This window comes from Bacillus pumilus (assembly GCF_024498355.1).
GTDB classification, from domain to species: Bacteria; Bacillota; Bacilli; order Bacillales; family Bacillaceae; genus Bacillus; species Bacillus pumilus_P.
The window spans coordinates 1,337,618-1,363,072 of record NZ_CP101833.1 but is presented as its reverse complement, the minus strand read 5'-3'; the positions used below and the strand labels follow the sequence as shown (position 1 = coordinate 1,363,072).

At 40.8% G+C, this 25,455-nt stretch carries 28 protein-coding genes and 1 pseudogene; 7 read left to right on the top strand and 22 right to left on the bottom strand.

The features are described 5' to 3' along the window. Nucleotides 1–116: 116 nt before the first annotated feature. The 3 genes from mreBH to NPA43_RS06805 all read left to right on the top strand — a co-directional run bounded on the left by mreBH (nucleotide 117) and on the right by NPA43_RS06805 (nucleotide 2,670). On the top strand, nucleotides 117–1,124 hold the full coding sequence (gene mreBH / locus NPA43_RS06815; protein WP_099728754.1) for a rod-share determining protein MreBH: 1,008 nt from the start codon (nucleotides 117–119) through the stop codon (nucleotides 1,122–1,124). 74 nt (nucleotides 1,125–1,198) lie between these two features. After that, nucleotides 1,199–1,330 (top strand): protein YkpC, encoded by a 132-nt coding sequence (locus NPA43_RS06810; RefSeq protein WP_003210922.1) that lies wholly within the window; start codon nucleotides 1,199–1,201, stop codon nucleotides 1,328–1,330. A gap of 107 nt (nucleotides 1,331–1,437) precedes the next feature. Further along, nucleotides 1,438–2,670, top strand: coding sequence for an aminopeptidase (locus NPA43_RS06805; RefSeq protein ID WP_099728753.1), 1,233 nt, complete (start codon nucleotides 1,438–1,440; stop codon nucleotides 2,668–2,670). Between the two features lie 36 nt (nucleotides 2,671–2,706). Here NPA43_RS06805 and NPA43_RS06800 read toward each other — a convergent pair whose 3' ends face one another. Beyond that, nucleotides 2,707–4,326: an ABC-F family ATP-binding cassette domain-containing protein gene (locus NPA43_RS06800; RefSeq protein WP_034324367.1), complete on the bottom strand. Its 1,620-nt coding sequence runs from the start codon at nucleotides 4,324–4,326 to the stop codon at nucleotides 2,707–2,709. A 143-nt stretch (nucleotides 4,327–4,469) separates the two neighbouring features. Here NPA43_RS06800 and NPA43_RS06795 point away from each other — a divergent pair, with 143 nt between their 5' ends. Next, nucleotides 4,470–4,745 carry a hypothetical protein gene (locus NPA43_RS06795; RefSeq protein WP_249704676.1) on the top strand — a complete coding sequence of 92 codons (276 nt, stop codon included), beginning with the start codon at nucleotides 4,470–4,472 and terminating at the stop codon, nucleotides 4,743–4,745. Between the two features lie 64 nt (nucleotides 4,746–4,809). Here NPA43_RS06795 and lepB read toward each other — a convergent pair whose 3' ends face one another. The 8 genes from lepB to NPA43_RS06755 form a co-directional block, all read right to left on the bottom strand. Next, nucleotides 4,810–5,382, bottom strand: a complete 573-nt coding sequence (gene lepB, locus NPA43_RS06790) for a signal peptidase I (protein ID WP_249704699.1) — start codon at nucleotides 5,380–5,382, stop codon at nucleotides 4,810–4,812. Nucleotides 5,383–5,593: 211 nt separating this feature from the next. Continuing rightward, a complete protein-coding gene (locus NPA43_RS06785) occupies nucleotides 5,594–7,486 on the bottom strand; it encodes a PTS fructose transporter subunit IIABC (RefSeq protein ID WP_099728750.1) in 1,893 nt (630 codons plus the stop codon). A gap of 13 nt (nucleotides 7,487–7,499) precedes the next feature. Beyond that, nucleotides 7,500–8,411 (bottom strand): 1-phosphofructokinase, encoded by a 912-nt coding sequence (gene pfkB, locus NPA43_RS06780; protein WP_099728749.1) that lies wholly within the window; start codon nucleotides 8,409–8,411, stop codon nucleotides 7,500–7,502. Further along, complete coding sequence (locus tag NPA43_RS06775) at nucleotides 8,408–9,163, bottom strand: DeoR/GlpR family DNA-binding transcription regulator (protein WP_099728748.1); 756 nt, start codon at nucleotides 9,161–9,163, stop codon at nucleotides 8,408–8,410. Before NPA43_RS06775 ends, pfkB begins: the two co-directional genes overlap by 4 nt. Before the next feature lie 309 nt (nucleotides 9,164–9,472). After that, nucleotides 9,473–10,666 carry an ABC transporter permease gene (locus tag NPA43_RS06770; RefSeq protein WP_099728747.1) on the bottom strand — a complete coding sequence of 398 codons (1,194 nt, stop codon included), beginning with the start codon at nucleotides 10,664–10,666 and terminating at the stop codon, nucleotides 9,473–9,475. Next, nucleotides 10,653–11,354 carry an ABC transporter ATP-binding protein gene (locus NPA43_RS06765; protein ID WP_099728746.1) on the bottom strand — a complete coding sequence of 234 codons (702 nt, stop codon included), beginning with the start codon at nucleotides 11,352–11,354 and terminating at the stop codon, nucleotides 10,653–10,655. The genes NPA43_RS06770 and NPA43_RS06765 overlap by 14 nt, the downstream gene beginning before the upstream one ends. Then, complete coding sequence (locus NPA43_RS06760; protein ID WP_099728745.1) at nucleotides 11,351–12,460, bottom strand: efflux RND transporter periplasmic adaptor subunit; 1,110 nt, start codon at nucleotides 12,458–12,460, stop codon at nucleotides 11,351–11,353. Before NPA43_RS06760 ends, NPA43_RS06765 begins: the two co-directional genes overlap by 4 nt. 9 nt (nucleotides 12,461–12,469) lie before the next feature. Then, nucleotides 12,470–13,096 carry a YknW family membrane protein gene (locus NPA43_RS06755; RefSeq protein WP_099728744.1) on the bottom strand — a complete coding sequence of 209 codons (627 nt, stop codon included), beginning with the start codon at nucleotides 13,094–13,096 and terminating at the stop codon, nucleotides 12,470–12,472. Between the two features lie 517 nt (nucleotides 13,097–13,613). On the opposite strand from NPA43_RS06755, the gene NPA43_RS06750 reads away from it, so the two are divergent. Further along, entirely contained in the window at nucleotides 13,614–13,991 is a 378-nt protein-coding gene (locus NPA43_RS06750; RefSeq protein ID WP_099728743.1) for a Rok-like winged helix domain-containing protein, read from the top strand. Nucleotides 13,992–14,037: 46 nt separating this feature from the next. Here the strand turns inward: NPA43_RS06750 and moaD are convergent, their stop codons facing one another. Genes moaD through NPA43_RS06720 form a run of 6 tightly spaced genes read right to left on the bottom strand, consistent with a single transcriptional unit; the run spans nucleotide 14,038 to nucleotide 18,172 of the window. Then, on the bottom strand, nucleotides 14,038–14,271 hold the full coding sequence (moaD, locus tag NPA43_RS06745; protein ID WP_041108823.1) for a molybdopterin converting factor subunit 1: 234 nt from the start codon (nucleotides 14,269–14,271) through the stop codon (nucleotides 14,038–14,040). Then, nucleotides 14,264–14,755: a molybdenum cofactor biosynthesis protein MoaE gene (locus NPA43_RS06740; RefSeq protein ID WP_099728742.1), complete on the bottom strand. Its 492-nt coding sequence runs from the start codon at nucleotides 14,753–14,755 to the stop codon at nucleotides 14,264–14,266. The genes moaD and NPA43_RS06740 overlap by 8 nt, the downstream gene beginning before the upstream one ends. Further along, nucleotides 14,752–15,276 carry a molybdopterin-guanine dinucleotide biosynthesis protein B gene (gene mobB / locus NPA43_RS06735; protein ID WP_099728741.1) on the bottom strand — a complete coding sequence of 175 codons (525 nt, stop codon included), beginning with the start codon at nucleotides 15,274–15,276 and terminating at the stop codon, nucleotides 14,752–14,754. Before mobB ends, NPA43_RS06740 begins: the two co-directional genes overlap by 4 nt. Then, nucleotides 15,258–16,535, bottom strand: a complete 1,278-nt coding sequence (locus NPA43_RS06730; RefSeq protein ID WP_180275571.1) for a molybdopterin molybdotransferase MoeA — start codon at nucleotides 16,533–16,535, stop codon at nucleotides 15,258–15,260. The genes mobB and NPA43_RS06730 overlap by 19 nt, the downstream gene beginning before the upstream one ends. A 9-nt stretch (nucleotides 16,536–16,544) precedes the next feature. Beyond that, on the bottom strand, nucleotides 16,545–17,561 hold the full coding sequence (locus tag NPA43_RS06725) for a thiazole biosynthesis adenylyltransferase ThiF (RefSeq protein ID WP_249704666.1): 1,017 nt from the start codon (nucleotides 17,559–17,561) through the stop codon (nucleotides 16,545–16,547). A 29-nt stretch (nucleotides 17,562–17,590) separates the two neighbouring features. Continuing rightward, nucleotides 17,591–18,172: a molybdenum cofactor guanylyltransferase gene (locus NPA43_RS06720; protein WP_180275570.1), complete on the bottom strand. Its 582-nt coding sequence runs from the start codon at nucleotides 18,170–18,172 to the stop codon at nucleotides 17,591–17,593. 83 nt (nucleotides 18,173–18,255) lie between these two features. On the opposite strand from NPA43_RS06720, the gene NPA43_RS06715 reads away from it, so the two are divergent. Continuing rightward, complete coding sequence (locus NPA43_RS06715; RefSeq protein WP_099728737.1) at nucleotides 18,256–19,173, top strand: coiled-coil domain-containing protein; 918 nt, start codon at nucleotides 18,256–18,258, stop codon at nucleotides 19,171–19,173. A gap of 63 nt (nucleotides 19,174–19,236) precedes the next feature. On the opposite strand, the gene NPA43_RS06710 is transcribed toward NPA43_RS06715, so the two are convergent. The 3 genes from NPA43_RS06710 to ahpA all read right to left on the bottom strand — a co-directional run bounded on the left by NPA43_RS06710 (nucleotide 19,237) and on the right by ahpA (nucleotide 21,581). Then, nucleotides 19,237–19,818 carry a Rok-like winged helix domain-containing protein gene (locus NPA43_RS06710; protein WP_099728736.1) on the bottom strand — a complete coding sequence of 194 codons (582 nt, stop codon included), beginning with the start codon at nucleotides 19,816–19,818 and terminating at the stop codon, nucleotides 19,237–19,239. 482 nt (nucleotides 19,819–20,300) lie between these two features. Continuing rightward, nucleotides 20,301–20,759, bottom strand: a complete 459-nt coding sequence (locus NPA43_RS06705; protein WP_099728735.1) for a TlpA disulfide reductase family protein — start codon at nucleotides 20,757–20,759, stop codon at nucleotides 20,301–20,303. A 279-nt stretch (nucleotides 20,760–21,038) separates the two neighbouring features. Beyond that, nucleotides 21,039–21,581 carry a biofilm-specific peroxidase AhpA gene (gene ahpA, locus NPA43_RS06700; protein ID WP_003211758.1) on the bottom strand — a complete coding sequence of 181 codons (543 nt, stop codon included), beginning with the start codon at nucleotides 21,579–21,581 and terminating at the stop codon, nucleotides 21,039–21,041. A 272-nt stretch (nucleotides 21,582–21,853) separates the two neighbouring features. Here ahpA and NPA43_RS06695 point away from each other — a divergent pair. Continuing rightward, nucleotides 21,854–22,662: pseudogene (locus tag NPA43_RS06695) on the top strand (mechanosensitive ion channel family protein). Between the two features lie 23 nt (nucleotides 22,663–22,685). Here the strand turns inward: NPA43_RS06695 and NPA43_RS06690 are convergent. From NPA43_RS06690 to NPA43_RS06675, 4 genes are all read right to left on the bottom strand, one after another. After that, nucleotides 22,686–22,928, bottom strand: coding sequence for a YkuS family protein (locus NPA43_RS06690; protein WP_003211408.1), 243 nt, complete (start codon nucleotides 22,926–22,928; stop codon nucleotides 22,686–22,688). A gap of 50 nt (nucleotides 22,929–22,978) precedes the next feature. Further along, nucleotides 22,979–24,157: an N-acetyldiaminopimelate deacetylase gene (locus NPA43_RS06685; RefSeq protein ID WP_230031167.1), complete on the bottom strand. Its 1,179-nt coding sequence runs from the start codon at nucleotides 24,155–24,157 to the stop codon at nucleotides 22,979–22,981. A 34-nt stretch (nucleotides 24,158–24,191) separates the two neighbouring features. Continuing rightward, complete coding sequence (dapD, locus tag NPA43_RS06680; RefSeq protein ID WP_099728654.1) at nucleotides 24,192–24,902, bottom strand: 2,3,4,5-tetrahydropyridine-2,6-dicarboxylate N-acetyltransferase; 711 nt, start codon at nucleotides 24,900–24,902, stop codon at nucleotides 24,192–24,194. 109 nt (nucleotides 24,903–25,011) lie between these two features. Beyond that, nucleotides 25,012–25,437, bottom strand: a complete 426-nt coding sequence (locus tag NPA43_RS06675; protein WP_230031185.1) for a flavodoxin — start codon at nucleotides 25,435–25,437, stop codon at nucleotides 25,012–25,014. Between the last annotated feature and the right edge of the window lie 18 nt (nucleotides 25,438–25,455).

The window sequence follows — 25,455 nt, the reverse complement described above, 5'->3', positions numbered from 1 at the left end:
TTGAATTTTACAGATTCATTTCAAGGTCATCACAAACCCCCACAAATGACAGCAGCCCTCTGAACTTTTAAATGTAAAATTGTTTAAAACAGCAAAAATAGAGATTGGGTGAAAACATGTTTCAAAATGCCGAAATTGGAATTGATTTAGGAACAGCTAACATATTGGTTTATAGTAAAAACAAGGGAATTATTTTAAATGAACCGTCCGTCGTGGCAGTAGATACAGAAACAAAGACTGTACTTGCAGTCGGATCAGAAGCAAAAGAAATGATTGGGAAAACCCCTGGGAAAATTGTGGCGATCCGCCCGATGAAAGATGGTGTCATCGCTGATTATGATATGACAACAGATTTACTAAAACAAATTATGAAAAAAGCAGGAAAGAATATTGGATTTACCTTTAGAAAGCCGACCGTCGTTGTATGTACACCTTCTGGTTCAACAGCTGTCGAGCGCCGCGCGATCAGTGATGCTGTAAAGAATTGCGGGGCAAAGCATGTGCATTTAATTGAAGAACCTGTCGCAGCTGCAATCGGCGCTGATCTACCGGTAGACGAGCCTGTTGCAAACGTCGTCGTAGATATTGGCGGAGGAACAACCGAAGTGGCGATCATTTCATTTGGCGGCGTTGTCTCTTGTCATTCCATTCGAATTGGAGGAGATCAGCTGGATGAGGATATCATTACGTTTGTAAGAAAGAAATACAATCTATTGATCGGAGAGCGGACAGCCGAACAGGTGAAAATGGAAATTGGGTATGGACTCATTGAACATGAGCCTGAGTCATTAGAAGTGCGCGGACGCGATCTTGTCACAGGTCTTCCAAAAACGATCACGCTTGATTCTCATGAAATTCAAGGCGCCCTGCGAGAATCACTTCTTCATATTTTAGAAGCAATTCGTGCCACGTTAGAGGACAGCCCTCCAGAGCTAAGTGGTGATATTGTAGACCGCGGCGTGATTTTAACTGGCGGTGGTGCTCTTTTAAATGGCATTCAAGAATGGCTCTCTCAAGAGATTGTCGTTCCGGTTCATATTGCGGCAAATCCGCTGGAATGTGTAGCGATTGGAACAGGGCGTTCATTAGAAGTCATCGACAAATTGCAAAAAACATTAAAATAATCTTCCTGTTCTACTTCTTTTTCCCTCATTTCGATCATATCGTGAGAAATGGATAAACGTGAAGGAGGAAAAACATGTTGCTTGATTTAGGTAAACGGGTCGTTGTCACAGTCATTTTAACGGGTATTATTTTAGGAGGAATGAGCCTGTCATTTTCACATATGCCCCCTTCTAATGCACAGCCTGTGAAACAACTGAACCGCTAAAAAAGCCGCACGAAAGCGGCTTTTTTATTTTGGCTTCAAAGCGGATCCCCATTTTCCTTTTCGGTCATAAATCTGATATGATGAACATGACTAAAGGAGGGTTTTTTATGAGTTCATTCAAAAAACAACTAGATCAATATGCAAAGACCATCGTTGAAGTCGGTGTGAATGTTCAAAAAGGACAGGAAGTGGTCGTATCGGCGTTTACGGAATCTGCAGACCTTGTTCGTCTTGTGGCAAAACACGCGTATGAGCGCGGGGCGAAAAACGTACATATCCGCTGGAGTGATGGTGTTCTCACCCGTTTAAAATACGAACATGCACCACAGGATGTTTTTGAGCAATTTCCGGAATGGGAAGCACAGATGATGGAAACCATCGCAAAACGCGGCGGCGCTTTTATTACCATCTTGTCGGAAAGCCCTGACCTTCTGCGAGGCATTGACTCGAAAAAAATCGCTGCACAGCAAAAGGCTGCTGGTTCAGCACTTCATACATATCGTCAATACGTCCAATCTGACAAAGTCGCTTGGACGGTCGTAGGTGCTGCATCAAAAGACTGGGCGAAAAAGATTTTCCCTGACCATACAGATGAAGAGGCTGTCGCTTTATTATGGGATCAAATCTTTAAAGTCGCACGTGCTGATCAAGCAGATCCTGTTGATGCGTGGAAAAAGCATGATGAGTCACTCAATGAAAAAGTAAAAGTATTAAATGAGCGTCACTACCATAAGCTGCACTATGCAGCACCAGGTACAGATTTAACGATCGAGCTCCCAGAGCAGCATATTTGGGTAGGAGCTGGCAGCGTGAGTGAGCGCGGTGTATCTTTCATGGCCAATATGCCGACAGAAGAAGTATTTACCGTACCTAAAAAAGATGGTGTGAACGGTATTGTCTCAAGTACAAAGCCGCTCAGCTATGCCGGAAATATCATTGATGAATTCACATTAACCTTTGAAAATGGCCGGATTGTGGATGTCAAAGCTAAAGAAGGCGAAGATATCTTAACATCACTGGTTGAAACAGATGAAGGTTCTCATTATTTAGGCGAGGTTGCCCTCGTACCAGATGATTCACCGATTTCAAACTCGGATATCCTCTATTACAATACACTTTACGATGAAAATGCATCGAACCACCTTGCCATCGGCAGCGGTTATGCGTTTAATATCGAAGGCGGAAAAGAGATGAAACGAGAGGAATTAGACGCAGCTGGTGTCAACAGCAGCATTACACACGTCGATTTCATGATTGGTTCAAAAGAAATGAATATTGATGGAATCACAAAAGACGGGAAGCGTGAACCGATCTTCCGTAATGGAAATTGGGCTTTTTAATCAAAAAAAGACATCCATGTGGATGTCTTTTCTTATTTACGCATAAAGCTCGTTGAGTCTCTTTTGAATGTCTTGATCTGCTAAAAACTCATCATATGTTGTTTGTTTATCAACAATGCCATTTGGCGTCACTTCGATCATACGATTTGCAACCGTTTCAACAAACTGATGGTCATGAGATGAGAAGAGCATAGCCCCTTTAAAGCTCATTAAGCCGTTATTCAGCGCTGTAATGGATTCTAGGTCTAAATGGTTCGTCGGCTCATCTAACAGCAGAATATTCGCTCCAGACAGCATCATTTTTGATAACATACAACGAACCTTTTCTCCTCCTGATAAGACACTTGCTTTTTTCTTTACTTCTTCTCCAGAGAAAAGCATACGTCCTAAGAAGCCTCGTAAGAAGCTTTCACTTTGATCATTAGGGGAATATTGACGCAGCCAATCCACAAGATCTAAGTCGCTTCCTTCAAAGTATTCACTATTGTCTTTCGGGAAAAAGGCTTGAGACGTTGTTACGCCCCATTTAAACGTCCCGCTGTCTGGCTCCATCTCACCAGCAAGGATTTTAAATAAAGTGGACACAGCAAGCTCATTACGGCTTAAGAACGCAATTTTATCTTCGCGGTTCATAATAAAGCTGACGTTATCAAGTACTTTCACGCCGTCAATCGTTTTTGATAGACCTTCTACTTGAAGGACATCATTTCCAATTTCACGCTCTGGCGCAAAATGAACATACGGATATTTACGAGACGATGGCTTAATGTCATCTAGAGAGATCTTATCAAGCAATTTCTTTCTTGATGTCGCTTGCTTCGATTTAGAAGCGTTCGCACTGAACCGGGCAACGAACTCTTGAAGCTGCTTAATTTGTTCTTCTTTTTTCTTATTTGCATCTTGGCTTAGTTTGAGTGCCAATTGGCTGGATTCATACCAAAAATCATAGTTACCGACATATACTTGGATTTTTCCAAAGTCAAGGTCCGCAATATGAGTACACACTTTGTTTAAGAAGTGACGATCATGCGATACGACGATAACGGTATTTTCAAAGTTAATTAAGAATTCTTCCAGCCACTGAATCGCTTGTAAGTCCAAGTGGTTCGTTGGCTCATCAAGAAGAAGAACGTCAGGTTTACCGAATAAAGCTTGGGCTAGTAATACTTTGACCTTTTCAGAACCGCCAAGCTCAGACATTTTCTTTGATTGAAGGCTCTCTGGAATGCCAAGACCTTTTAATAGGATCGCTGCTTCACTTTCTGCTTCCCAACCGTTTAACTCAGCGAACTCACCTTCAAGCTCCGCTGCACGAATCCCGTCTTCATCTGAGAAATCAGGTTTCATATAGATCGCGTCTTTTTCCTGCATCACATCATATAGACGTTTATGACCCATGATGACGACCTTTAACACTTCAAACTCTTCGTATTCAAAGTGGTTCTGTTTTAAAATCGCTAAACGTTCACCAGGGCTCATATGAACATCGCCAGTTTGAGCATCAATTTCTCCAGAAAGAATCTTTAGGAACGTTGATTTACCAGCTCCGTTGGCACCAATTAGTCCGTAGCAGTTGCCAGGAGTGAACTTAATATTTACTTCTTCAAATAGTTTACGATCAGCAAAGCGCAAACTAACATTATTTACTGCAATCATTTATTAATCCTCCATCACTCATTCATCATTATGAAGTATAACATGAATAACGTTTGATAGAAACGTCTCTCTCTCAGAACAAAGGCTTTTTGTCCATTATGGTATAATAAGTTGGAATGATTTGTTGAAGGAGTTCATGCAATTTGAGATTACTCACACTCATGGAATACTGTTTATTGATTTTCTTTATGGGCATTTATTTATCTGCAACAGGATTTAACGCGAAGGACTTTGGTCTTTATATTGGGCTTGTTCTCATTTACACACTGGTCCACCTCTTTTCCAAACGCTTTTTACAAAAGCGGGGAAAAGAAAATCAAAAGATCGGATTGTTTCGATCCGTTTTAGCCATCACCGGGTCTGTGTTCGCTTCTGTTTTGGCCATTGTGATCATTGTCACGATGCTCATGCCAAATTAAAAACGACCCTTCTTTTAAAGGTCGTCCATTCAAGCACCTTTCTCACGCCTTGAGAAGGGTGCTTTTATTGTGTTTGTCGAATGTCACCAAATGGGAAGAAAACAAATTCTGATGTCCCGACAATACGATCCTTTTCAATGAGTCCAAGTCCATTTCGGCTGTCCATGGAATTAAGTCTGTTGTCACCCATCACAAAGTAATCGTTTTTCGGTACTTTCAGCGGACCAAAATCCCCTGTCAAATGCACCTCATACTCTTTCGCATGCACCTTGTTCTCTTTTAAATAAGGCTCATTTACTTTTTTGCCATTAATGTAAAGGGTATCATCCTTCATTTCAATCGTGTCGCCTGGAAGGCCGATCAATCGTTTTACATAATGAATTTTCTGACCATCTTTTCCATTTATAATGACGATGTCACCGCGTTTGACACCACCGAGATAGTTAATGGTTTTGTTTACAAACAGCTTTTCCCCGTCATGAAGGGTTGGGTCCATTGACTCTCCTTCCACCACATACGGCTCAAATATGAACGTACGGATGAGAAAGACAAGTGCAAGTGCAATCAAAATGGCTTTGATCCATTCAAACAGTGAACTTTTCTTCTCTGTTTTGGCTTGCTTCGCATCAGATTGAATGTCATTTTCGTTTTGTTTGTTTTCTTCGTTCAAAATACTGCTTCCTCCTAAGGCTTTCTGCTAAAAGACTTGAAACGTGAATTGAATAACTTTACTTTATCACATGTCAATTAAAAATTCACAAGACAACCATCCATTTAGCTATTTTTTCCTAATTTGTTGATCATTAAACAAAAAGAAGCACCGCTCTTCACGATGCTTCTCTTCTGAATTACGCTTCTTGTTTGACTGGTTTTTTCAAAATACCAAGTAAAAGCGCTGTGACAACAGCACCGATTAAGATGCTGATGATATAAAGAACCGGATGATTTGTTACCCAGAAAACGAATAGTCCGCCGTGTGGTGCAGGAAGCGTGACTCTAAAGAATTCCGTTAATCCGCCAGCAACTGCTGCGCCAACGACGGCTGAAGGAATCACGCGCAGAGGATCTGCCGCTGCAAACGGGATCGCCCCTTCGGTGATGAAAGCGGCCCCCATGAAGTAGCATGTAATACCTGCTTCACGGTCACGTTTTGAGAATTTATTTCTAAAGATCGTTGTCGCAAGAGCAATACCTAGTGGTGGAACCATTCCGCCTGCCATAATAGCAGCATGCGGTGCATAGTTGCCAGCAGCAATCATAGCAAGACCAAATGTGTAAGCCGCTTTGTTAATTGGGCCACCCATATCAATCGCCATCATACCAGCTAAAATAATGCCCATTAGTACAAGGTTTCCAGTACCTAGTGATTCAAGCCAGTGTGTTAATCCGTCCATCACCATTTTAACTGGTGTATTGACAATATAATGCATGATAATGCCTGTAAAGAAAATACCGAACAATGGATACAGCAGAACCGGTTTAATGCCATCGAGCGACTGCGGTACGATTGTGAATACTTTTTTCAAGAGCACCACGATGTAACCAGCAAGGAAACCAGCAATTAGTCCGCCTAAGAATCCAGCACCTGCAGCAGAGGCCATAAATCCACCGACCATACCTGGCGCAAAACCTGGACGGTCTGCAATACTCATGGCGATAAATCCAGCTAATACAGCAACGATTAAGGCAAGCGCATTATCTCCGCCAATTCCTTTTAATACAGCTGCAAATGAATTGAAGGAAGGGTCATTAGGATCCGCCGACTTAATACCCCAGAAGAATGAAATCGCAACGAGGATACCGCCTCCAACAACAAATGGAAGCATGTTGCTTACGCCGCTCATTAAGTGCTTATAAAATCCACTTCTTCCGCTGCCTGATGATTCATTTTCGTCTTTTGAAGAACCTCCGCCTGAACCTTTATAAATCGGTGCATCCTGATTGATTGCTTTTTCGATCAATTCCTGCGGGCGGCGAATTCCAGCTGTCACAGGTACTTCAATGACATGTTTGCCTTTAAAGCGTTCCATTTCGACTTGCTTATCCGCTGCCACAATGATGGCTGGCGCTTCTTCAATTTCTTTTGCTGTAAGGGCATGTTTAATTCCACTAGAGCCGTTTGTCTCAACTTTAATGTCAACGCCCATTTCTTTTGCTTTTTCTTTCAAAGCATCTGCCGCCATAAATGTATGCGCAATGCCCGTTGGACAAGCTGTTACCGCTAAGATCTTAGCAGGTTTTCCTGATGCTGCCGGTTCTTCTATAACTTCCTCTTCTTCTTCATCGTCTTGATCATGCGTATTGATGATGTCGATGATTTCATCTTCAGTAGCCGCTTCGAGCAGCTGCTTTCGGATTTCTTCGCGCATGAGAAGTGTTGATAAACGAGAAAGTGCTTCTAAATGCGTGTTGTTTGCGCCTTCAGTTGCTGCAATCATAAAGACTAGATGACTTGGCTGTCCGTCTAGTGATTCATAGTCTACACCAGCAGTCGAGCGGCCAAATGCAATGGCAGGTTCTTTCACACTTGATGTTTTAGCGTGCGGAATCGCAATTCCTTCGCCAATACCAGTAGAGCTCTGTTTTTCACGATTGATGACAGCTTCTTTGTAGCCTTCTTTATCATTTAATTTACCTGCTGTATCTAATACAGTCACCAGCTCTTCAATCACTGCTTCTTTCTGCTGGCTATCTAATTGAAGCTTAATCGTATGCTTCGTGAGTAGTTCTGTAATTTTCATGATGACTCCTCCTTTAAATGCGTGTGACTTTTACTTGTGGTAGTAGTGTGTCGACAAGCTCTTTTGTTCCAAGTTCCTCAGAAAACGCTGTAGCGCTTCCTGATGTAACACCAAGCTTAAATGACTCTTCAATGGAAAGACCTTTAGAAACGCCGGCTAAAAATCCTGCAACGACTGAATCTCCTGCACCAACTGAGTTGATGAGTGTACCCTTCGGAACATTCGACTGATAGACCCCTTCTTTACTGAACAAAAGGGCTCCGTCTCCTGCCATGGATACGATGACATGTTCAGCACCTTGGTCTAACAGCTTTTTCCCATAAGGGATGGCTTCTGCCGCTGATGAAATACTCGTCTCAAACATTTCACCTAACTCATGATGGTTTGGTTTCATTAAGAACGGTTTCATATGTGCTGCTTTTTTTAACGCTTCCCCAGAAATATCAAGGACAACTCTTACACCTTGCTGCTCACAAACTTCAGCAATACGCTCATAAGTGTTATGAGGTAATGAAGAAGGAATGCTGCCAGCTAATACAACGACATCTCCTTCAGTCAATGAAGTAAATTGGGATAGAAACGACTCAAATTGCACTTCCGTAATAGTTGGACCCAGTCCGTTGATTTCTGTTTCTTCACCAGTTTTTAGTTTCACATTGATTCGTGTATCTTCTGACACCTCGTGAAAGGCTGTTTGTAATTGTTCATTTTGTAAAAAGTTTTGAATATATGTGCCTGTAAATCCGCCAATGAATCCAAGTGCTTTTGATTCAACACCGTGACGTTTTAAAAGCCTTGAGACATTGATTCCTTTACCACCTGGATATTTTTTGTCATAGGTTGAACGATTTAAATCGCCGACAGCAAAATCCTCCACGTGTACGATGTAATCAACTGATGGGTTTAAAGTAACTGTATAAATCATGTTTTCACTACCTTTATAACCGTTTTTTCATGGTAATTATCGAATGAATCCTCTTTTGCATCGTTTGTGATAATGGTCGCTTCCTGTAAACTAGCAAAGGCTGAAAACGATATTTCGCCAAACTTTGAGGCATCTGATAAGATATAGGTTTTTTTCGCCTGCTTCATGGCTCTTTTTTTCATGAGCGCTTCCTCTGGATCAGGTGTTGTAAACCCTGCCTCGGGATGAATGCCGTTCGTCCCAACAAAACTTTTGTCAAAACGGTAATTTTCCATCGCTGTCAAAGCTGCGGCCCCCACCATGGCTCCTGTTCGATGCTTTACTGATCCGCCTATCAGGTAAAAAGAAATCCCTTTTCTCATGAGTGCTTCAATGTGCATAACACCGTTTGTCACCACAACAATATCTTGATCTGGATCGATATATTCAATCATTTGCTGTGTTGTCGTACCAGCATCTAAATAAATACAATCGCCTTGTTTTAAAAGTGAAGCAGCTGCCTCTGCAATCAATGACTTTTCTTGAAGGTTTTTGGCAGATTTCTCATATACATCTGGTTCAAGACGGATACTTGATATCTTGGCTGCTCCCCCATGAACTCTTTTGAGGAATCCTTTTTCTTCAAGGGCTGATAAATCTCTTCTGATTGTAGATTCCGACGCATCCGTCATAATCGTTAAGTCCTGTATTTTGATGACATCATTTTCTTCTAAACAGTCGATAATGAGTTGATGTCTTTCCGGTGTTAACATGAAAACACCCCCTTTTGAAAACGTATTCATTTTGCGCGCACCTTTATTGTAATCGCTTTTTTCAACATTATCAATACAAAACAATCAAATACATTCAATAACTATCAAAATCTTTCACCATGGTCATCTTACCTTTATATGTACCATTTGTAAACTGAAAAATATGTGACATTAAGATGAAAGTCATGGTATTAGCATTTCTATCATTTTTCATTTCATTCAATGGAACTAAAAAAAGCTTTTATGCGATTTGCATAAAAGCTTCTGATGGTGAAGTCACACTATTTGCTGCTCTTTTTCTTCTCAGTATTATTCATACCTGAGCGATTCAATAGGATCAAGTCTTGCTGCTTTATTCGCAGGGATTAACCCAAAAATAATCCCAATGAGCATACTAAACAGTACACCTCCACACACCACTTGCCACGACACAAGAGACGGCCAGCCGGCAAATAGTGACACTAGCGAGGCACCGCCTAAGCCAAGTGCGATCCCCATCAACCCGCCGATGAGTGTTAAAACAACAGACTCGATTAAAAACTGAACGAGTATTTGAGCCCTGGTTGCCCCAAGCGCCTTTCGAATACCGATTTCCCTTGTCCTCTCTGTCACAGAAACGAGCATAATATTCATGACACCGATGCCGCCGACAAGTAAGGAGATACCGGCAATTGAGCCAATGATCGTTGTCATAACAGACGTAATTTGGCCGATGCCTGCAGCTATTTCTTCCATATTGATCATTTCGTAAGCGTCTTCTGTATGGTGATTTTCATTTAATAAAGCAGCGGCGTTTTTCCCTACTTCCTTCATTTGGTCAGCATGCGCTACTTGAATAGACAACTTATCATATTCATTTAAACCAAATGTTGAGGTGAGCATCGCAAATGGGACATATATTTCATTCATATCAAATGAAAACATTCCTTCCTGTTTTGCTAAAACACCGATGACTTCAACAGGCTGTCCGTTCATCCAAATCATCTCGCCTAATGCCTTTTGTCCATGAAACAGTTCTTTTTTTACACCTTCTGAGATGATAGCTGCTCTTCTGCCGCTTCTAAAGTCAATATCTTTTAAATCCTGTCCTTCTGCTATTTGAAGTGAATGCACATTCATATAACCTTCATTCATACCATTAACTGTAGCATCAACTGTCGTATCTTGAAATCTCAATTGCATTCCTTGTGCAGTCGAGGAGGCGACCTGTTTCACCCCATCGATTGTCTTAATGCTTTGTATGTCTTCTTCAGTAAATACGGCTTCAAATAAGGCATTTGGATTCGCATTTAACTCTTCATCAGAAGGCGTATACGTCATATCTATGGTATTGTTTGGCCCTGAAATCGATTCTTTCAACATTTGCTCACCGCCTTGACCGATGGCAACGACTGCAATCACCGACCCAACACCAATAATAATCCCAAGCATCGTTAAAATAGAACGTAATTTATGAGCTAAAACAGAATTCAGCGCTATTTTGATATTTTCAAAGAGTTTCATTCATAGCGTCCCCTTGCTTCCAACTATCTTCAACAAGGCGGCCATCTCTCACAACGACCGTCCGGTTTGTATATGCAGCTATTTCTTCTTCATGAGTCACAAGCACAATCGTTGTCCCTTCCTCATTCAGCTGTGTAAACTGTTCCATAATTGAGAAGCTTGTTTTTGAGTCAAGAGCGCCTGTCGGTTCATCCGCTAAGATAAGCTGAGGCTCATTGACAATCGCACGTGCAATCGCCACCCTTTGCTTTTGACCTCCTGACAACTCACTTGGCATATGTTTCATTCGATCTGCCAAACCAACCTTTTGAAGTGCAATTTCCGCACGTTCTTTTCTTTCCTTTTGACCGATACCAGCGTAAATCATCGGGAGTTCAACATTTTTCCTCGCATTTAATCTAGGCAGCAAATGAAATAGCTGAAAAACAAACCCAATGGATTGATTTCGAATCACTGCGAGCTCTTGATCCTTTGCTGCTGACAGCTCTGTTCCTTGAAAATGATATTGCCCTGAGGTTGGGCGGTCTAAACAGCCAATGATATTCATTAACGTCGACTTCCCAGAGCCGGACGGCCCCATAATCGACATATACTCGCCCTTTTCAATGACAAGGTCAATCTCACTTAATACATCAAATGTTTCTTGTGCGACCTCATAGCTTTTTGTCACGTTTGAAAGCTGAATCATTCAGCATTCACTTCCATTCCGTCATACATGTCATCAGATGGATTTGCAATGATTTGATCGGCTGTTGTTAAACCTTTTGTTACTTCAAGAACATGACCTGACGTTTCCCCCAGGCCTACTTTTACTTTTTTCAGTACATTCTTCTCAACAACATAAACGTATTGTTGTCCATCATTTTCTTTTTTTACTGCTGTTTCAGGAATCGTTTGCGCTTGGCGCTTGTCTGTTTCAATTTCCATGATCATTTTAAAACCTGGTTTTGCCTCAGGTTTTTTTCCCTTTATTTCTATTTCAACTGGATATTGAACAGTTTGATTGCCATCAGTTGTATCGGATGCTGCCCGTGCAGGAACAGCCCCTACTTTTTTCACGACTCCTTGCCAGCTTTTTCCGCGAATGACATCAGATGTTACCTTTACTTTTTGTTTCTTTTTAATTTTTATGGCATCATACTCAGAGATCAAACCTCGCACGATCATTTTTTTCTCATTGCCAATATGGATGATCGGCTGTCTCTCTTCTAGCTTCCCTGCTCCAGCCTCTTGCTCAATGGTTATGACTGTTCCTTCAATTTTACTATGTATCGTTAAATCTTCTAACTGTGCTTTTACTTTTTCTTGGTTAAGCTCAGCTTGTTTTTGCTCTAATTCAGCTGCTTTCAGTTCTAATTCAAGCTGATCTCGCTCGTTTTTGGAATTGGAGCCAGACTCACCTGCTTGTTTTTTATCTAATTCACTGAGCCTATTTTGCAGTTGTTCGCGTTTTAGTGTACTTGATTCAGCCGCTAGTGCTTGCTGCTGCTCTTCAAGCTCCAGTTCCTTATTTTCATATGTAAGGAGCGGCGTTCCAGCCTTTACCTTTTCACCTTCTTTAACAGCAATTTCATTTAGTTTTCCCTTTTCCTCTTCTACATAAATGAATTGCTCTTCAGAGAATGAAAGTGTTCCAGGTGTCATCACAGTAGATGTTATTTCTTTTGGCGTGAGTTTGACTGTTTTAAATGCTGCTGTAGAAGCAGGCTTTGATTGATTTTTCGCAATGTTAAATCCAATAAATAGACCAATCACAATGATAAAAATTGATCCGATGATGATTTTCTTTCTCATAAAGACATTCTACCCCCAGCTTACTGACATGTTGATTGTGGTTCCTACATATTGAAAAATGAAAGATAGTACATAAAAGACTCCTATCATCATCCAAGAAATTCTCGGCGATATACGGCCGACTTGGATCAATAAAAAGCCTGTTAAAACAAGATTCCAGATCACAAATAGATCGAAATTGGCTAACACAGCATGCCATGGACCAGAGACTTGAATCAGTGCGTTTAATGATGTAACAGTGATATCTTTTGGAACATGGAAAAGGATGACCGCCAAATGAGAAATAATCGTTCCAATGATCGTAATTGGTGTAATAAACAGTACCGCTGAAAACAGCTGCTGAAACGAAGCATCACCTTTTGCTAAAAATACGATGAACCTATATATGGCAGCATTGATGACAATCCCAAGTATTAGACCAATGAGTGTGACCACATAAACAACGGGTATCGGCAAACTTAAATCTGCCCACATTCCTGCATTCACCAGCTCAGACAAATAAGTGATAATGACTGTTAAAACAAGCACACAGCATAAAGGCCGCCAAACGACCGGATTTTCCCACACTCTTTTCAGGTGCTCTGTTGGTCTTGTGCTCACTCCTATGATCGTGGGCTTTTGCCTTTTTTCTTTCATCAAATGTCATCCTCTCTATGTCAGGCAAGTATGAAATGCACATTCACGCTCTTGTTCTTTCTATTTTATCAAAAGATTGCCAATAAGTAATAGAACATTTGATTTTCTTATTTTCATAGAGGAAGGACTATTTCTATTATTCTATTTTCACGAACGACATCCTCCAAATGACACCATGACCAGACGATATTCATATCAAAAAACGCTGATTTTACTTACCTAAAAACATTTTATCAAATAAACAACATGCCTATCGGAATAAATATCCTTTTCCTTTGGATTCGGATGGTCACAGGTAGACACACCAATTTTTTGTTAAAATAATCCTAGTAATTTCGACAAATCTCGGCTTTATAGGACTATGATTGGTTTCTTTTACAGAACAACAGAGACTTTAGTATCAATACTTTCATATTAAAAAAATAAAAATAAAGGGATTTTACTTGATCAAACGTTATTTTTTCATATAATGTAAAATAGAGGTAGGTTAAATGATAGTGGAAATGGAGTCAAGTGAATGTTAAGAGAAAAATTGAAAATGCAATTGATTTTACTTTATGAAAAGGAACAAGAAGCATGGCAATACTTTCGAAAGGAAAGGGAACAGATTTATCATGAGCTCAAATTACTTGATATGAAAGAAAGCAGACCCTCTAATGACAAAATATACTACGCTGCAAGATGTGTAGATATTATTAAAGAGAAAAAGGGAAGCATTGTGAGCACAAAAGAATTAAAAGAACAGCTTCAAGCCCAAACAGATTTTAATGTGAGACGAATCAGCGAATTGTATGATCTCATCCAGCAGCTCGACCCTCACATTTCTAAAGCACGAAGGGGATGTTTTATTTACGAAGATCATACCCAAGTACCTCTACAAGCTTTTCACACATAAAAAATTGGTTACAGCCGCTGGCCATAACCAAATCCTCTAATAACTATTATCCACCACTTACAGGAGGAATGAGTGCAACAGTGTCCCCGCTACGCACTTCAGCATTTTCCCTCGTATATATTTCGTTGACTGCAACCATCACGTTTTGTGCAGCATCAACACCATATACCTCCTGTAATTCTAATTTAATCTCATCAACCGTTGTTTGATCTTTTTGAATGATGATTTGTTGTTTACCGGCCTTCTCAGCAAGGCCGGCGAACAATAATACGTTAATCATGCCGATCACCTTCTTTTTCGTTCAGTTGAAGATCGCTAGGTTTTCCTTCTGGATAAGAAACCGTTTCAAGCTGATCACCTATCCAGGCCTCTCCGTCTTCCCAGTATTCTTTTTTCCAAATTGGAACGATTTCCTTGATTCGTTCAATAGCATATTCATTGGCTTCGTATGCGGCCTTCCTATGAGGAGACGAAACGGCTATCGCGACAGCAATGTCAGATATCTCAAGTGTCCCAATACGATGCATAATGGCGACTTCAGTATCAGGCCATTGCTTCTTGATTTCTTGTCCAATTTGACTTAGCATGCTTTCGGCCATTGGTATGTATGCTTCATAGGTTAAACGCAATGTTTTTTTGCCATTTGTCCACTCTCTGACCGTCCCGATAAACGTCGTAATAGCTCCTGCCTTTCGTCTTGTCACATGCTGAATCAATTCATTCACATCAATTGGCCCTTTTGTTATTTTAAAAAGTTCATTCAACCAAGGCTGCCCCCCTTCAATAAGTTAAAAGCACATGTCACCCCGCGCTTTTCAAAGGCTGAAAACACAGGAAACGAGTAATTTTCGGTTAGCTGAAACGCTTGAGAAAAATAAATGGCTGCTTGTATATTGGAGAGTGTTGAAAGATCGATAAGCTCCTGTTCATTCTTTACGCAAACGATTTTGCGATAAGGCGCCTGTTTGTATCCCTCTATCAGGACGGCGTCTAACGGGAGATGTTCACACATAATGAGCAATTGTTCTAACGTCATGTGCTGCATTGAAAAGTGACATTCACCTTCTCCTTCGACACCTGCGGCAAATGCACCCGCTTGAACATATCGATCGGTATCTTTTTCTTTAAAAAGACGATCTGGTTTCCCTCCATGTCCATGATGTTTAAAGCAGCCTAGCTTAAGCCCCTCATGTTCAGCCAGCTGACATAACTTTTCGATCAGTGTGGTCTTGCCGCTATTTTGATAGCCAACCACCTGTAATATGCTTAATTTGGCATCCAGCATGGAGAGCCACCACCTTCGTGCTGAAACAGCAGAACATTGACCTGATCACCTGCTTGAAAACCTCTTGTTCCCCCAGGCAAAGCGATGAAACAGTTGGCATCAGCAATAGAAGTCACCGCACTTGATTTATCAAGACCAGTTGGCGTCACACTCAGCTGGCTGCCAGTGAATTGAAGTGCTGCTCTGACAAATCGAGTAAAAGGATTGGCCTTTGGAAAATCATGTGTCAGCTCCGCCAAAGCAAAAGAAGGATATGGATTTTCTTTCAAGCACCATCTATAGATGATCGGTTTCACAAATAATTCAAATCCAACAAAACAGGCAGCTGGATTTCCTGACAGCCCAAACAGTAATTGACCATTTGGCAACGCAGCAACGGTCGTCACACTGCCCGGTCTCATGGCCACTTTATTAAACAAAACCTCTGCACCTAGCTTTTCATAAATAGCAGGCAGAAAGTCAAAATCACCCACTGACACACCGCCTGTTGTGATGAGCATGTCTACCTTGCTCAAGGCTGCTTTTACTGCATGATAGCTTTGATCGAAATCATCGGATACACCACCTAAATCAAGCGGCTCTCCTCCGGCTTCAAAAATCTGCGCAAAGACCATACTGAGATTACTGTTTCTGATTTTGCCGTCCATCATTGCATCACTTACCTGTAGAAGCTCTGTGCCTGTTGAGATAATGCCGATGACCGGCTTTTTGACAACTGGCACCACTGCATATCCGAACGTCGCCAGGATGGCAGTAACGCCTGGGGTCACTTTTGTTCCTTTTTTGACCATCACTTTCCCTTTGAGCGTCTCTTCTCCTTGACGAGAAATATTATGTCCCTTTTGAAGCGGCCTTTTTAACGACATAAAAGGTTTCCTGTCTTTTTCGAAGGTCTTTGTGAGTTCGATCATGATGACGACATTTGCTCCATCTGGAATCTTTGCACCTGTCATGATACGAATGGCTTGAAATGGGCCAATGGTTTTTGGTGAGACCATTCCTGCCCCAATATGATCAATGACCTCAAATTCAATCGGATGCTCGCTTGATGCTTCTTTTGTATCTTCTGCCCGAAGTGCAAAGCCATCATACGGAGATCGATCAAAGGCAGGAACATCATGGTCTGCCACAATATCCTCTGCAATGAACCTCCCAAGGCTATTCTTTAAAGGGACCCATTCTACTTCTCCATGCTTTTGATATTGGTTGATTTTTTTCATGGCCTCTTCTACTGGAATTGGCTGTCGTCTTTCCATCACGTCTCACTCCTATACGCCTAGCAGTCTTGCTAGTAATGAATTTGCTACTTTTTCATCATTTGTCCCATGGATTAATGCACGTCCTCCTTTGAAACAGACAATACGGTATGTTTCATAGCGTACATGGATTAAAAAATCATTCACTTCCACCTCACAAATAGAGGACAGACGTTCTTTTAAATGCTCAAATGATAGATTCGTTAAATCCTTTGACACGATTTGAACTGTGTCCCGCCCGCAAAGGACCGTCGCTTTTTTACGCTGATCGTGTAAATATGGGTAGGTTCTTTTCGTGCCGCAAGATGGACAGTCCTGCTGCTTAGTACGAGATAAATCCATTTTAAACGATGTGGACTGCCATAGATCAAATGTGACAAACTTCCGCTCGATTTGATCTTCATGCCCAGTTAAATATTTTAGTGCTTCTGTTTGCTGATAAGCAGAGACCATTTGAACAGCAGGTGAAATAATCCCCGCTGTATCACACGTCAGACCACCAACAGGCATCGCTGTGAAAACACATGATAAACAAGGCGTTTTATTCGGCAGTATGGTCATATACATCCCTTGACTGCTCACACAGGCGCCATATATCCACGGCGTCTTCGTTTCTAGTGATAAATCATTCATCACCATTCTTGTCTCAAAATTATCTGTCGCATCAATGACGATATCCGCTCTCTGAAATAATGGTCTTAACAGCTCGGCCCCAGCATCTTCAATAAGGGCGTGTATGGTCACTTCATGATTGATCTCTTGGAGACGTTTTTTTGACGCAATCGCTTTTGGCACATGCGCCTTTGCATCATGTTCTGTATAGAGCTGCTGACGCTGTAAATTTGAGAACTCTACATAATCACGATCTATCATTGTCAAAGTGCCGATTCCAGACCGGACAAGCCCTTCAGCAGATGCCGTTCCAAGTGCACCAGCTCCAACGATCAGGACATGACTTTCAGCCAATGCCTGCTGGCCTTTTTCCCCTACCGGAGGGAACAAAATTTGTCTTGAATATCGCTCCTTCAATGCTGTTCTCTCCTCACCGTTTTTATGTATCATATCATACCGTTTTCAGGTAAATCGCTTCTTTTATTGATATTGTGAAATTCGTTTGATGTCACGTTTAGTTCGTCCTCTGGAACAACGCGCACCTTAAGCTTATGAAGCAAGTCTTTAATCGCTAATTGTTTCTCTTTTAAACACGCGTGAATAAACGGAAGACAGCGGCGGTGATAAAGCGCAAACAAAGGTTGTAACCTGCCCTGCACAAGCGGGACAACGGCATCTGTATGCTCGTTGCAATAGGACGATAATGCCTCGGCTGTCTCTTTTCGTATGAAAGGCATATCACATGCAGTCACCAAATACCAGTCTGCATCTTGCTTTTGCATAGCGGTATATATGCCGGCAAGCGGCCCGCACCCGCGCATCTGTTCATCATCTAACCAGACAGCTTGTTCACCTCTTGCTTCGAAAAAAGGCAGAAGCACTGGATGACTGATGATGATGGTTTGTCCATCCAATAGCTGCTTTTTAACATGCTCATACAGTGGTTTCCCTTGATACATATGACTTGCCTTTGGTTCTCCAAAACGTCTGGAAGCTCCTCCAGCTAATATCACATTCACTACGCTCATCATCTCATCCCCTTTGATATGGTTGTTCTAATTACACTCATTTCGCATACTTTATTGGTAACATGAATAAGGAGGGTCTACCTATGAACCGGCGCCATGCTTCTCCCCTATTCCATGATCTGTCTCAAGAGAATTTATATTTAAAAGCTGAAACTGCCAAATATCAACAAATGATTTCTGATTTACAGTCCACATATACGTATTCTAAAAATAAGAAGTTAACTCAAGAATATCATGAGATGAAAAAGGATTTCACTGAATTAAAACAACAATTGGATGAAATGACCATTGATCAAGACGATGCTGCATCTAAAATACAGGATCTCTCCTATAGTAAATCGGAATTATTACATAAAATGGTCCTTCTCCATGAGATGCTGCAAAAGGAAACCTATCATAGAAGAAAAGAAACAGAAGAAAAGCACCGGCTGCATTTGAAAGTTGTAAAATATAAGGAAATCTCTCAACAATTAAATGAACGGTTACAGGATCAAGATCAGCTGCTTTCAAAAGAGGAGAAAAAAGGGAATACATTATCAGCTGTGATTGAAAAGCTGCAGCAAACACTAAACGATAAAAACGCAGAGCTCCATTTATTACAGGAAGGCGTCAGGCATCTTCAGGAGCGTTTTTATGAAACACAAGAAAAATTACTGCAAATTGAAAAGGCAAAGGAAGCGATTTTTTATGAAGCGCTCACAAGCTATCAAAAACAGTTAGCAGAAAGTGAGGAATGGATCGCATCTCATTTTGCTGATATTGACCAGTCAGCTCAAACAAATCCACAGCCATTCTCACGAGACACCATCCTGCAAACAACGGAAGAAATTGAACCTATTTTGAAAAAACTAAATGAACAAGTTCAAACACTCCAGGCACAAGTCGATGCGGTGCAGCGTAATGGAGAAGTCATGACAGTGAAGATCGACGGATTCAAGAAACAGCATGATCACATGCCTAAAGAACGAAAGGTTGTCTATACAGTTGATCAAAAGAAGTGATCAGCTCATGATGTAAGAAATAAAAAAACTGCCGGCTTTTACGCCCAGCAGTTTCTTTTTTATTTATTCGTCTTCTGTTTGAATATCGCCTTCTAAAATATACTGTCCGCGATAAGGCTTCTTCACTTCAGGGTACATTTTAATTAAGCTTTGCATAAACGTGGTCATATTTGGGATTTCAAGACCGCTCTCTTTTTCAATCTCTTTTTGAAGCTCTGAGCTTTTAATTGCCGCATTATGACGCTTTAACGTTTTGATCGCAGCTTCACGAAGCTTAGCTGCCTTTGAACCAGGTCGAGCTGTGCCTCTTCTGCGTCTTGTAGATCCTTCAGGAATACCTACAGGTGCACCGTTTAGCTGACCTGTTCCTAAAGGTGATGTAGCGTTTGATTGTGATTGTGCCGGCTGCTGGTAGCTTCTCATTTCTTGTGCAGCTAGCTCAGCTAATACAGGCAATGAATCCGTCTTTCTCTCTGTACGCACTTCTTTTTTTGTATCTGCCACTAGACCTGTTCCTTGACGGTCTAATTCTCTTAATTTTGCATAAATCGCATCTCGTTCAATTTGATATTCACGAATGACCTTCACTTCTGCTTCATTTAGTTGTTCCAATCGTAAACGTAACGCTTCCCTCTCATTAAACAATGGATTTCCCCCTCATCATATAAAAAATATTCTATAGTAAATATTAGATTAGAAAACTAATTTTATCAACTATTTTTTTATCATTTTACAATTTGCTATCAGGTAGGTATTTTCAACTAAAATTTTGCCAAAGAGGAAAAATCGGCACCCATTTCACTGCCACTATAGGCTTTTGACAAACTTTAAAATATTGTAAAAAATTTGAATAAATGCTTATACTACTTGATTTATATAGTTATTTACCAAACTGAAATTTCTTTTGTGCAAAAACGTTCTGAATAGTAAAAAGTTAAAATCTTTACATTTTCATTTCAAAATAAAAATGTAAATAGGTCGTAATACCTTTTTGTTTCAGGGATATTTTTTAATAAACTCCCTCATTTTCTCTTTTCTTAGGAATAACACCTACATGAACAGTCCATCCTGTGCAATCTGTCGCCTATTTTTGCCCATGAAAAAACCCCCATTCATGGGGGGAAAGCCTATTCTGCAGTCTTTTCAGACTCAGAAAGAACTCGATTGACACGTTTTTCAAGCATTTTCATACCGCTTCCGCCAGCTTGGAAGTGACGTAAAGCACCTGTTTTATCAAATACATAATACGCAGGTACATATTCGTTTTCAAAGGCTTCTGTTAATTGATGATCACTGTCCACAAAGATTGGCTGAGTGATTTCATGCTCTTTTGCAACCTCTTTGATTTTTTCTAGATCGAGATCATCCTCTGAACGCGGCATATGCACAGCCACAACGTTTAGTTGATCCTTGTATTCATCACGGAATTGATTGACTTGAGGCATTGCCTCTTTACAAAGATGACAGCTAACTGACCAGAAATGAATCAATGTTGGTTTATCACCAATTAGATCTTCTTTTGTTACTTCTCCATTTAACCACTCTTTTGCACCAGTTAGTTCTGGCATTGCTTGACGTAATTTCATTATGAAGCGCCTCCATCCATTGTATGTGTCGAAACAAAAAGGTCTAACATCAGTTAGACCCCAGCGTGTAGACAAACCCTCGCATTCGGTGTCAGTACTGCGTGCCGGTGCTCACGAATGTCACATTCGCTCTGCTCCGGTACTCGTCCTTCCTAGACTGCAAAGGTTTTCTATCACGCTGAAAAGAAGACAAAGGGCTAAAATAAAGTTCATTTTAGCCCTTTGTCAACAATCTGAGGTCTAACATCAGTTAGACCCTCCTGCTTCTTCAGCTATCAATTAAAGTGTTTTTTGACCAGGCTTCCAGTTCGCTGGGCAAAGTCCACCAGTTTGTAATGCTTGAAGAACACGTAATGTCTCATCTACATCACGACCGATATTGTTGTGGAATACTGTTTGATATTGAAGTTCGCCTTCTGGGTTAATGATGAATAGACCGCGAAGTGCAATTCCTTCTTCTTCAATTAAAACGCCGTATTCTCTAGATACTGTGTGGTTTGTGTCAGCAGCTAGCGGGTATTTTAATTCACCTAGACCATTGTCTTTACGATCTGTGTTGATCCAAGCAAGATGGGTATGGATTGTATCAGTAGATACACCAATGATTTCTGCATCTAAGTCTTCAAACTCATCATAACGATCGCTCATTGCTGTAATTTCAGTTGGGCAAACAAATGTGAAATCCATTGGATAGAAGAAAAGAACTGTCCATTTGTCATTCTTCATGTTTTCCTCTAAACTTACTTTACCAAATTCCTTGTTAGCAAGTACTGCTTCCATTTCAAAACGTGGAGCTTGTTTTCCTACAAAACGCTCTGCCATATGTAAATCCCTCCATAAAATAATATCTTTATACAGACTTCTTAGCTGTATATAAAATGAGAATCAAAAGATGAAATTCTCATTTAGTTAATAACTTCACAAATATAATTATAATACTTAAGCGATTTTTAGTCAATATTAATTAATAATAAATTTAATTAACGATTCGTCACAATCTCTCGCTCCAACTAACAAAAGTTTAACATGACTTGCATGAGGGAACAAATGATTAGCTTCTCTTTTAGAGCATACATAGAAAGATTTTGAAGATCATAACAGCATTTGAACAAGTAGATTGGGTTTCCATCATCCTCAATAGCAGTATAATTTTGCTAAAATTAATCGCTATTTTTTTGATTTATTTTATCATCAGAGCTATAGGAAACAAGATGATTAAGCGTGCCTATTCAACATTCTCTGAGAAGCATGAAGTCCTTCATCAAGAGCTCAGACGCTGCAAAGTCTTACGTTAAATATCTTCGCCTACTTATTGATTTTTATTCTAGTTGTCATGATCCTCGACTTATTTCATTATAATCCGACTGCTTTGCTAGCTGGCGCAGGTGTTGTTGGGCTTGCAATCGGTTTTGGCGCACAGGGACTAGTGAGTGATATTGTGACAGGATTTTTTATTCTATTAGAAAAACAATTTGATGTAGGTGAGTATATCACGGTTGCAGGCTTTGATGGCATCGTAGAACAAATCGGACTTAGAACTACACAGCTTCGAAGCTTTGATGGCACCCTTCATTTCATTCCAAATCGAAGCATACTGAATGTTAGTAACCATTCAAGAGGGACCATGCAGGCACTGGTTGATATTGAATTATCTCCAAATGAAAATGTGGATCAGATGATTACAGCCTTACAAGCAGCCTGTGATGAGGTACGGGCAGAAACACCTCAGATTATTGAAGGACCGCAAGTGGTCGGAGTGGAGGCGTTCGGTTCGTCTTCCCTCGTGCTGCGTATCATTGCGAAAACCGAAACAATGGAGCAGTGGCGGGTAGAACGAATCTTGCGCAAAAAAATGAAAGAAGTACTCGATATAGAGAAAAAGCAAAAAGAACCGGGTTCATAATCTACCGGTTCTTTTTGCTTGTTTTATTGAACACGCTGTTCTACTTCTTGACAAATTTCATCAGCCGTCATACCTGACGCTGTAATGACGGATGCCTTTGTCGTTGTGTCTGAAATGCCAAGAACATTTGAATCTAGTCCTGTCACCACATAGCAGTCACACTGATCCATTTGTTGTTCATTTTGAATACGTACGACGTCATACCCTTTTTGCTTCAAAAGTTCTTCTACATCGGATAAAGATGGTTCTACACCAATTCTTGTCATAATCAAGAACACCTCCTGGTCATAAGGTGTACAGGAGGCAGCACGATTATTCATTCACCCGCTTGCTTTTTAAAATAAGCCGTCATGACATTTACAGCCGTTTCGATGGCCTTTTCATCAGGCATGAGTTTTGCATGGTGCAGACCATATTCTGAATCTACCCCTAACCAAAACATGAAGCCAGGATATTTTTTCAGCATGTAGCCAAAATCTTCTCCTGTCATGGCTTCTCTACATTCAATTACATTCGCAAGCCCTTCTTTGGCTACATATGACATAAATTCTTCTGTCAGGTCCTTTGAATTATCCACTTCGTAATAAGATGAAGGGTATCGAACTGTTGCCTTGCATTCGTAGCCAATTTCAATTCCTTTTGCTAGCGCTTCAATTCGCTTTCTCACCTTTTCCATAGACTCTGGTGAGAGCGTGCGAATGGTTCCGTCAAGTTTGGCATGTTGAGCAATGATATTTTGAGCAGTTCCTCCCGTAATCGTTCCGACTGTAATCACTGCACTATCAAGTGGATCGACATTACGAGAAATGACAGATTGCAGCTGACCTACAAGTGCACTTGCAGCGACAACCATATCATTCGCTAAATGAGGGTAAGCGGCATGTCCGCCTTTTCCTTCAAGATCGATCACAAGTTCACTCGTATTGGCAAATAATAGCCCAGGCTTTGTTGCAATCGTTCCGACTGGATACTCAGGTGCAATATGCAGCGCTGTAATAAAGTCTGGCGTCCACTTTTTCAAAACATCACTTGCAAGCATCGGTTCAGCTCCGCCTGGCCCTTCTTCTGCTGGTTGAAAAATAAATAGGATATCTTCTTTGATTGGCTGGTGAACGAAATAATCAATGATACCAAGGGCAATGGTCATATGAAGGTCATGTCCACATGCATGCATTTTCCCTTCATGCACAGATTGAAATGGATACCCAGTTTCCTCAGGAATAGATAAACCGTCCATATCTGCACGATAAGCAAATACGCGCGCGGCATTTGTTCCCTTCACTTTCACAAAAAGTCCAGTCCGCCATGTTTCAATCTCTACTCGATCCTTTGAATACGTGTCGAGATGCTTGATGAGATACGCTTGTGTTTTAAATTCTTGGAAACCAAGCTCGGGAATTTGGTGTAAATCTCTTCGAATGGATATTAATTGCTCACGATTTAACAAGTGAACTCGCTTCCTTTCCACTATACGAATAAGACGTGGATATATCATCCACGTCTATGTCTTCTGCTGCGAATTGTATGAATTAAAGCTGACGCAGTTCTTGTTTAATTTCAGTCTTACCTTTTGTTTTTTCATCAATGTCTTTGATTTTCTTAGCAGGTGTACCTGCTACAACTGTGTAAGGCTCAACATCGTTGACAACGATCGCACCAGCTGCTACAACCGCTCCTTTACCAATTGTCACGCCTTCTAAAACAACAGCGTTCGCGCCGATGACAACATCATCTTCTACGACGACTGGTTTAGCAGATGGCGGCTCAATAACACCCGCAAGAACAGATCCAGCACCGATATGACAGTTCTTACCTACTGTCGCGCGGCCGCCAAGCACCACGTTCATGTCAATCATCGTACCTTCACCGATCACAGAACCGATATTAATAGAAGCACCCATCATGATGACTGCATTATCACCGATTTCAACTTGATCACGAATGATTGCACCCGGTTCAATACGTGCTTTAATGTTTTTCAAGTCTAACATAGGAATCGCAGAGTTGCGGCGGTCATTTTCCACAACAACATCTTCAATTTTGTCTTTGTTTGATGCTAGAGCTTCTTGGATTTCACTCCACTCACCGAAGACAACACCTGTGTTGCCCGTGATGAACGTTTTTGCCTGTTCACCAAATTCAATATCTTTTAAGTCACCTTTGATATAGACTTTAACAGGTGTTGATTTTGTACTATTTTGAATAAATGAAATAATTTCATTAGCGTCCATTTGTTTCATGTATGTATGTCCTCCTCTTAATTTATACTTCATTACTGTATCAAAGGAGAGTTTTAATGACAAGTGAAAGAGTTGACTCTTCAATGGAAAATAAAACAAGCGGGCCCCATTATCCCACTTCTTGCTGGTGAAGTTGAATAAATTGTTTGCCAAAAGAAATCAATTCCTCTTCTTCGTCTCCTTCTGGATTCAGCTCAATTTTGACTGATGGCAGGACAATATCACCGCCGAGATCCTTCACTTTTTCTTCGATTAAGTCAACAGCTCCGCAAAAATGCTCATAAGATGTATCTCCGGAACCGAATACAGCAAACGCTTTTCCGGTTAAATCAAGCTCTTCCATTTCTTCATATAAATCAATAAAGTCATCTGGAAGATCACCATCTCCCCATGTATACGCACCTAACATAATGTGCGAGTAATCATTCAGAAGCTCGGCATCAATATCCATCGCTTCATGCCGGTCGACGCTAGCTCCTGCATCCTTTAATCCTTTTTCAATTAAATCTGCCATTGCTTCTGTGTTCCCAGACATCGTGGCATACACCAATAA